The sequence below is a fragment of the Mammaliicoccus fleurettii genome (genome assembly GCF_003970575.1).
Lineage (GTDB): Bacteria > Bacillota > Bacilli > Staphylococcales > Staphylococcaceae > Mammaliicoccus > Mammaliicoccus fleurettii.
The window spans coordinates 1-8564 of sequence record NZ_RXWZ01000087.1 but is presented as its reverse complement, the minus strand read 5'-3'; the positions used below and the strand labels follow the sequence as shown (position 1 = coordinate 8564).

The following is an 8564-nucleotide window of genomic DNA, read 5'->3' as shown; positions in this document are numbered from 1 at the left end:
ATATAGTATTCTTCATGGTGGTCTGACCACTGTGAAGAATTTTTTAATTTAAATAATAAAATTTCATGTATAATAAAGGGATAGATACATAAAATGAAGGGATGATCATTTTGTCACTAAGAGACGATGCTCTATATATGCACAAAGAAAAACAAGGTAAATTAGGTGTCTACGCAAAGGTTAAAGTTACTAATAAAGAGGAATTAAGCCTTGCTTATTCACCGGGAGTTGCTGAGCCATGTAAAGATATACATGAAGATGTACGTAAAGTATATGACTATACAATGAAATCAAATGCTGTAGCAGTTATTACTGATGGTACTGCTGTATTAGGTCTTGGAGATATTGGTCCTGAAGCAAGTATTCCAGTTATGGAAGGTAAAGCAGTATTATTTAAAAGCTTTGCAGGCGTAGATGGCGTACCAATAGCATTAAACACGACAGATGTTGATGAAATTGTAAACACAGTTAAACTATTAGAACCTAACTATGGCGGCGTTAACTTAGAAGACATTTCAGCTCCTAGATGTTTTGAAATTGAAGAGAGACTTAAAAAAGAAACTAAAATACCTGTATTTCATGATGATCAACATGGTACTGCAATCGTCACAGTGGCTGGATTAATAAATGCACTCAAAATTACTGACAGAAAATTATCCGATATAAAAGTAGTCTTAAATGGCGCTGGTGCTGCTGGTATTGCAATTATAAAATTATTATATAGTTATGGCGTAAGAAACATGATTATGTGCGATTCTAGAGGTGCAATTTATGAAGATCGTCCTTATGGAATGAATCCTACAAAAGATTTTGTAGCTAAATGGACTAATAAAGACAAAATCGAAGGAAAACTAGAAGATGTTATTAAAGAAGCTGATGTTTTTGTTGGTGTTTCAGTAGAAGGCGCATTAACAAAAGAATTAGTTGAAACTATGGCAGAGGACCCAATTATTTTTGCTATGGCCAATCCGGTTCCTGAAATTATGCCTAATATTGCAAAAGAAGCTGGTGCAAAAGTTATAGGCACAGGACGTTCAGATTTTCCAAATCAAATTAATAATGTATTAGCATTCCCTGGTATATTTAGAGGTGCTTTAGATATTAGAGCAACACATATAAACGAAGAAATGAAACAAGCGGCTGTAGAAGCCATTGCTAACTTAGTTTCAGAAGATGAATTAAATTCAGACTATGTAATACCTGGTCCATTTGATGCAAGAGTTGCACCTTATGTTGCTAGAGCTGTAGCTAAAGCCGGTATGGAATCAGGCGTAGCACGTATTGAAGTCGATTTAAATGAAATTGAGCGAAAAACATACGAATTAGCTGACTTGTCATAGTTTGGGAAGGAGGCACCACATTGGATAAAAATATGCAAAAAGGTTTAATCAAGATTGTCGAACAAATTCAATCAATTATTGTTGAAAAAAATATTCAAGTGGGCGAAAAGCTACCTTCTGAAAGATTTTTAAGTGAGACACTTAATGTCGGGCGTTCAAGTATAAGAGAAGCTCTTAGAGCATTAGAGCTTCTCGGTGTAATACATACTAGGAGAGGGGAAGGTACATTTCTAAGTGATATGTACCAACACCAACTTTTTGATTTGATTGGTAGGTTTTTGATCCATAATGAATCTCAATTAGATGAAATAAATGAGCTTAAATGGATGATTGAAAATTTTTGTGAAGAACATAATAGCATCGAAACAAATTCAAAAGAAGAACTTGTTTCTTCTAATAATAATCAAATTATGTATATGATTTGGAAACTACTCTCTCAATATAGTGATAGATTTGAAAGAGATAATTGTAAATAAGATCAGGGGGATAGTGACATGTTTAAAGACTTGTTCAATCGAAACCAAAAAAAGAAAAAATATGTAACTGTTCAAAACAGTAAAGATAATGACGTGCCAGAAGGTATTATGACTAAATGTCCAAAATGTAAAAAAATTATGTATACGAAAGAACTCGTACAAAATTTAAATGTTTGTTTTAATTGTGATCATCATATTGCGCTTAGTGCTCACGACAGAATTAAAACTGTAAGTGATGAAGACGCGTTTAAAGAATTCGATGTCGGTATGACTGCTTCAAATCCTTTAGAATTTCCTGGATATGAAGATAAGCTTGAAAAAGATAGACAAAAAACAGGTCTTAATGATGCTGTTGTGACAGGTGTTACAACAATAGATGGTATCCCTTATGGTATTTGCGTTATGGATTCCAGATTTAGAATGGGTAGTATGGGTGCAGTAGTCGGAGAGAAAATTTGTAGAATAGTAGATTATTGTGCAGATCATGATTTACCATTTGTATTATTTACAGCAAGTGGTGGTGCACGGATGCAAGAAGGTATAATTTCACTTATGCAAATGGCTAAAACAAGCGTTTCAATCAAACGTCATAGTGATAAAGGTTTACTTTTTATTTCTTATATGACACATCCAACTACAGGAGGCGTTTCAGCTAGTTTCGCATCTGTAGGGGATTTAAATTTTGCAGAACCAAAAGCATTAATTGGATTCGCAGGTAGAAGAATCATCGAACAAACTATAAGTGAAAAACTACCTGATGATTTCCAAACGGCAGAATTTTTACTAGATCATGGACAACTTGATAAAGTTGTACATAGAAAAGATATGTACAAAACATTAAGTACTGTTCTTAAGATGCATCACAACGAGGTGAGAGATAATGCTTGAATTTGAAAAACCTTTAGAAGAGATTAAAGAGAAGATAGCATCTCTAAAAGCTTATCAAGAAAAGCATGGTGTTAATTTATTAGATGAAATTGAAATATTAGAAGCAACTTTGTCTAAAGAAACAGAACAAATATATAAAAACTTAAAGCCTTGGGATAGAGTACAAGTTGCTAGGTTGCAAGAAAGACCAACAACGCTAGATTATATTCCATATATATTTGATGACTTTATAGAATTACATGGCGATCGTACATTTAGAGATGATCCAGCATTAATAGGTGGATTAGCTTATTTTAATGGATTACCTGTAACAGTTATTGGTCATCAAAGAGGTAAAGATACGAAAGATAATATTTACCGAAACTTCGGTATGGCACATCCTGAAGGGTATCGTAAAGCTTTGAGATTAATGAAACAAGCAGAAAAATTCAACCGTCCTATTATAACCTTTATTGATACAAAAGGTGCGTATCCAGGTAAAGCTGCTGAAGAACGTGGCCAAAGTGAATCAATTGCTAAAAACTTAATTGAAATGGCTTCATTAACTGTACCCGTTATTTCTATCGTAATTGGTGAAGGTGGAAGCGGCGGAGCACTTGGTTTAGGTGTTACGAACCGTTTACTTATGCTTGAAAATAGTACGTATTCTGTAATCTCTCCTGAGGGTGCAGCTGCATTATTATGGAAAGATTCAAGTTTAGCACAAATGGCAGCTGAAACGATGAAAATTACTGCTCCTGATTTATTTGAATTAGGGGTTGTAGATGAAGTGGTTAAAGAACCATTTGGTGGAGCACATAAACATTTAGAAAATCAAGCAATACTTATAAAGACTTCAATTACCAAACATATGTCTGAGTTAAAAACATTATCTCCAGAAAGTTTAGTTGAAGATAGGTTTAAAAAGTATCGTAATATAGGAAGTTATATTGATTAATAACAAACATGGAAAAGAAAGGTCTTATTTAAAAGACTTTTCTTTTTCTTTGTTATGAGTATATATGCATAATAGAAATAAATGTATAGCGTTTTCAAGATTCCGAATATTACAAAACTTAGAATCTTTGTTTAAGAAGACGTTTACATATCTAAATAACGTTAGTTTTAATGGAATCAAGCAATTATTTGTGTTATTTTTAAATTAACAAACATATAACAAGAGAGGTCTGTATATTTATGAAAAAAATTGCAGTATTAACGAGTGGTGGAGATTCACCAGGGATGAACGCAGCTATTCGTGCGGTTGTTCGTAAAGCTATTTATCATGATATTGAAGTTTATGGTGTTTACCAAGGATATTTAGGTTTAATCAATGATAATATTGAAAAACTTGAATTAGGCTCAGTAGGTGACATGATTCAAAGAGGTGGAACATTCCTTTATTCTGCAAGGTGTCCAGAATTTAAAGAAAAAGAAGTTCGTGCTAAAGCTATCGATAACCTTGAAAAAAGAGGTATAGAAGGCTTGGTTGTTATCGGAGGCGATGGTAGCTATAGAGGCGCACAAAGATTAAGTGAAGAAGCAAAGAACCTTAAAACAATTGGTGTACCAGGTACAATCGATAATGATATAAATGGTACTGACTTCACAATCGGCTTTGACACAGCTCTTAACACAATTATAGAGTCTGTTGATAAAATTAGGGATACGGCATCAAGTCATGAACGTACTTTTATTATCGAAGTTATGGGTAGAGATGCTGGGGATTTAGCATTATGGTCAGGATTAGCTGCTGGAGCTGAAACAATTTTAATTCCAGAAGTAAAAGCGGACATAGAAGAAATTGCTGAAAAAATCCAACAAGGCATGGATCGTGGTAAGAAACACTCAATTATTGTATGTGCTGAAGGTGTTATGACAGGTAATCAATGCGGCGAAGAATTAAAAAAATATATCAACATTGATACACGCGTTTCATGTTTAGGTCATATTCAAAGAGGTGGTACACCTACAGGTATGGATAGAGTATTAGCATCAAGATTAGGTGGATACGCTGTCGAATTACTTATGCAAGGTGAAAGTGCTAAAGCAGTTGGCATTCAACAAAATGAGTTAACATGTACTCACTTTGATGGAATATTCCAATCAGAACATAATATCGATAACAAAATGTATGAATTAGCGCATCAATTATCTATTTAAATCAAGTAAAAACTATGGAGGTCATTTTAAAATGAGAAAGACAAAAATTGTATGTACGATAGGTCCAGCATCAGAATCAGAAGAAATGTTAGAAAAATTAATGCTTGCAGGGATGAACGTCGCTAGATTGAACTTCTCTCACGGCAGTCACGAAGAACATAAAGGTCGTATAGATACAATTAGAAAAGTAAGTGCAAAATTAAACAAAAATATTGGTATCTTACTTGACACTAAAGGTCCAGAAATCAGAACGAATAATATGAAAAATGGTTTAATTGAACTTACTAAAGGTAGTGAAGTTACAGTTAAAACAACAGAAGTTGAAGGTACGCCTGAAGCATTTTCAGTAACTTATGAGAAATTAGCTGAAGACCTTGAAGTTGGTTCAACAATTCTACTTGATGATGGTTTAATAGAACTTACTGTTAAATCTATAGACGTTACTAAAGGTGAAGTCGTTTGTCATGTAGAGAATACAGGAGAACTTAAAAATAAAAAAGGTGTTAACTTACCAGGTGTTAAAGTAAATCTTCCAGGTATTACTGAGAAAGATGCTAGCGATATTCGTTTTGGTATTGAACAAAATGTAGATTTCATAGCTGCAAGTTTCGTAAGACGTCCTTCAGATGTTTTAGATATTCGTGGAATTTTAGAAGAAAAAGAAAACAATACAATTAAAATTATTCCTAAAATTGAAAATGAAGAAGGAATTGAAAATATCGATGAAATTCTTCAAGTTTCAGACGGATTAATGGTAGCTCGTGGTGATATGGGTGTTGAAATCTTACCAGAAGCTGTACCAATGGTTCAAAAACAATTAATTAAGAAATGTAATAAATTAGGTAAACCAGTTATTACAGCTACACAAATGTTAGACTCAATGCAAAGAAATCCTCGTTGTACAAGAGCTGAAGCAAGTGACGTAGCCAACGCTATTTATGACGGTACAGATGCAGTAATGTTATCTGGTGAAACTGCAGCTGGATTATATCCAGAAGAAGCTGTACGTACTATGCAAAATATCGCAGTAGCTGCTGAAGATGCACAAGATTACAAAAAATTATTGTCAGATCGTTCAAAAATGATAGACACAAACTTAGTAAATGCTATAGGTGTATCAGTGGCACATACAGCATTAAACTTGAATGTAGAATCAATCGTAGCTGCAACAGAAAGTGGAGCAACTGCACAAACAATTTCTAAATATAGACCACATTCACATATCATTGCTGTAACACCAAACGAAACAACTGCTCGTCATATGACATTAGTATGGGGCGTTTTACCGGTTGTTAAAAAAGGTGAGCAAAATACGGATGAGTTATTAAACAATGCAGTATCAACAGCAGTAAACACTGGTTTAGTTGATAATGGTGATTTAATCATTATTACAGCAGGTGTTCCTACTGGAGAATCAGGTACAACTAACTTAATGAAAATACATTTAGTTGGGGATGAATTAGCTAAAGGTCAAGGTATTGGTCATAATTCAACAGTAGGTAAAGCAGTAGTTGTAAATAAAGCTGAAGATTTAAAAGGAAAAGATTTAAGTGAATCAATCGTAGTTACACAATCTACAGATGCAGAAATGGTTCCTTACTTAGAAAAAGCAAAAGGGATTGTAACTGAAGAAGGTGGTTTAACTTCACACGCAGCTGTAGTTGGACTTAACTTAGGCGTTGCTACAATAGTTGGAGTAGAAGATGCTCGTCAAAAAATTGTAGACGGCACTTTAATTACATTAGATCCTAAACAACATAAAATATATGAAGGATACGCTAACGTACTTTAATATATAGATAAACTTTAAAAGAGGATGAGACAATTAATTTGTCTCATCCTCTTTGTCTTAGGTCCTCTATATTTACACAAGTCGAGAGAAGTGTAAGCAAGGGTAGTTATATTTACACAAGTCGAAAGAAGTGTAAGCAAGGATAGCTATATTTACACAAGTCGAGAGAAGTGTAAGCAAGGATAGTTATATTTACACAAGTCGAAAGAAATGTAAGCAAGGGTAGTTATATTTACACAAGTCGAAAGAAGTGTAAGCAAGGGTAGTTATATTTACACAAGTCGAAAGAAGTGTAAGCAAGGGTAGTTATATTTACACAAGTCGAGAGAAGTGTAAGTAACCTATATAAAAAAAGAGTAGAAATTCACTTTCAACAATGAATTTCTACTCTTTTTTATATCTCTAGGACATTGTGTCCAAGCTCTTGATCTTATTTAAATACTTTGTTCTTTTGCATAAAATACATCAAAGTTAAAAGGATAAACCAAATTGGTGTGATTAAGATAGCGATTAAGGTAACTTTGTTTGTCATCAATAAAATGAATACAAAGATAAAGAATATTAATGTTTCCATGCTACTGGTACGCCACCTGGCAATTTGAATTTAGAACTTTTATTTAACTCAGGGGAAATCTTACGATATTTAATATAAGCAATAATAATCAGCGACCATACAACTAAAAATAAAACGGTTGAAACTGATGTAACGTATTTAAATACTTCTCCAGCATCTTTTATAACGTAGTTTAGAATTACAGAAATCATTAATAAAAAACAACTGAATAGTGTAGCTTTATAAGGAACACCTGTCTTGTTTGTTTCGCCAAATCTTTTATTAGCTTGTCCATTTTGAGATAAACCATAGAGCATTCTACTATTTGAAAAGATTCCACTATTACAAGATGATGCTGCAGCTGTAAGAACTACAAAGTTAATAATTGCTGCAGCTAATGGAATCCCTATGAGACCAAATAGTTTAACAAATGGACTTTCTGCAGGATCAATTTTATCCCATGGCGTAATAGACATGATGATAATTAGTGAACCTACATAAAAAATCATAATACGAATAGGTACACTGTTTATTGCTCTCGGAATTGTTTTGTGAGGGTCTTTCGTTTCACCTGCAGTGACACCTATTAATTCAATTCCAACAAAAGAAAATGTAGCCATTTGGAATGACATGAAGAATCCATTCATACCATTTGGAAATAATCCGTCATGATCCCATATATGTGTTATAGATGCAGTACCATAAGGTGTTTCATACGCCATAACAATCATTATAGTTCCTACAATTATTAGTGCTACAATTGTTGTGATTTTGATAATCGAAAACCAAAATTCTAATTCTCCAAATAGTTTAGCAGTCATTAAATTCAAGGACATTAAAACGAGTATAGTAAATAATGCTGTTAACCATGTTGGTATATTTGGAAACCAAAAACTTATGTATTTTGCAACTGCTGTAACTTCAGCCATGCCTGTTACGATCCAACAGAACCAGTAAGTCCATCCTGTTATGTATCCAGCAAATGGTCCGATATATGTATGAGTTACATCTGCGAATGAATGAAAATCAGTATTTGACAGTAAGATTTCACCTAAAGCTCGCATAAATAAAAATAGTATTAATCCTATAATAATATAGGTAAGTAGAATTGATGGACCGGCAGAATGAATTGTTTCTCCAGCGCCTAAAAACAAACCAGTACCGATTGCTCCCCCTATAGCAATAAGCTGTACGTGTCTATTACTCAACTCCCTTTGTAAATTATTAGACATAAAACCTATTTCCTTCTTTCATATTCAAAATTTTATGTTTTTATTATGCACTTGCTGTCAGAAAATAGCAATTAAAAACTTAAGTATATTAATGGTTAAATTTTACTTAAATCATGATTTATAATTTTTATCATATATAAT

Annotated in this window: 6 protein-coding genes and 1 pseudogene; 6 read left to right on the top strand and 1 reads right to left on the bottom strand. The window is 33.3% G+C overall.

All coding sequences use genetic code 11. From position 1 onward, the window contains the following. Positions 1-110: 110 nt before the first annotated feature. The 6 genes from ystJ (at position 111) to pyk (ending at position 6638) form a co-directional block, all read left to right on the top strand. Positions 111-1340 (top strand): NADP-dependent malic enzyme, encoded by a 1230-nt coding sequence (ystJ, locus tag CD129_RS07735; protein WP_115337345.1) that lies wholly within the window; start codon positions 111-113, stop codon positions 1338-1340. Between the two features lie 20 nt (positions 1341-1360). Further along, complete coding sequence (locus CD129_RS07730; protein ID WP_115337346.1) at positions 1361-1816, top strand: FadR/GntR family transcriptional regulator; 456 nt, start codon at positions 1361-1363, stop codon at positions 1814-1816. Between the two features lie 18 nt (positions 1817-1834). After that, positions 1835-2704 (top strand): acetyl-CoA carboxylase, carboxyltransferase subunit beta, encoded by an 870-nt coding sequence (accD, locus tag CD129_RS07725; RefSeq protein ID WP_078356408.1) that lies wholly within the window; start codon positions 1835-1837, stop codon positions 2702-2704. Then, positions 2697-3641, top strand: coding sequence for an acetyl-CoA carboxylase carboxyltransferase subunit alpha (locus CD129_RS07720; RefSeq protein ID WP_115337347.1), 945 nt, complete (start codon positions 2697-2699; stop codon positions 3639-3641). The genes accD and CD129_RS07720 overlap by 8 nt, the downstream gene beginning before the upstream one ends. A 239-nt stretch (positions 3642-3880) precedes the next feature. Further along, a complete protein-coding gene (gene pfkA, locus CD129_RS07715; RefSeq protein ID WP_078356410.1) occupies positions 3881-4846 on the top strand; it encodes a 6-phosphofructokinase in 966 nt (321 codons plus the stop codon). 31 nt (positions 4847-4877) lie between these two features. Further along, complete coding sequence (gene pyk / locus CD129_RS07710; RefSeq protein WP_115337348.1) at positions 4878-6638, top strand: pyruvate kinase; 1761 nt, start codon at positions 4878-4880, stop codon at positions 6636-6638. A gap of 430 nt (positions 6639-7068) precedes the next feature. Here the strand turns inward: pyk and CD129_RS07705 are convergent. Continuing rightward, a pseudogene (locus CD129_RS07705) lies at positions 7069-8423 on the bottom strand (amino acid permease). Positions 8424-8564: the final 141 nt, after the last annotated feature.

Excerpts from the sequence above, each read along its gene's own strand:
- pfkA (WP_078356410.1), top strand. The coding sequence starts at position 3,881 with ATGAAAAAAATTGCAGTATTAACGAGTGGTGGAGATTCACCAGGGATG.
- accD (WP_078356408.1), top strand. The coding sequence starts at position 1,835 with ATGTTTAAAGACTTGTTCAATCGAAACCAAAAAAAGAAAAAATATGTA.
- CD129_RS07720 (WP_115337347.1), top strand. The coding sequence starts at position 2,697 with ATGCTTGAATTTGAAAAACCTTTAGAAGAGATTAAAGAGAAGATAGCA.
- pyk (WP_115337348.1), top strand. The coding sequence starts at position 4,878 with ATGAGAAAGACAAAAATTGTATGTACGATAGGTCCAGCATCAGAATCA.